The organism is Variovorax sp. WDL1 (genome assembly GCF_001541225.1).
In the GTDB taxonomy this organism is placed as follows: domain Bacteria; phylum Pseudomonadota; class Gammaproteobacteria; order Burkholderiales; family Burkholderiaceae_C; genus Variovorax.
Map to the genome: position 1 here is coordinate 1,156 of NZ_LMTS01000289.1, position 304 is coordinate 1,459.

The 304-nt window shown below is 65.1% G+C and carries 1 protein-coding gene; it reads right to left on the reverse strand.

The features are described from left to right. A partial coding sequence (locus APY03_RS42945) for an IS66 family transposase (protein ID WP_198161359.1) occupies positions 1–304 on the reverse strand: 304 nt, incomplete at both ends.

The following is a 304-nucleotide window of genomic DNA, read 5'->3' on the forward strand; positions in this document are numbered from 1 at the left end:
ACTCCGACTTCTTCGACACCTTGCTAAGCATGCTGGTGAGCCAGGCACGCAGGTCTTCCAGCAACGGTCCGGCGCGGGCTTGCCGCACCTGTCGCCTCACATCAGGCGGCTGTCCGCGGATCTGGGCTTCGATCGCGTACAGCGCCGCAATGCGCTGCAGCGCCTGCTCGGCAATCGAGCCGGCGACGAAGCCCTGGCTCTCGTGCAGATCCCAGAAGGGTCGACGCGCGTGAGCCCAACATGCAGCTTCAAGGACGCGGCCGCCCGCGTAAATCTTGCCGTACCCGCCATAGGCATCGGCTTT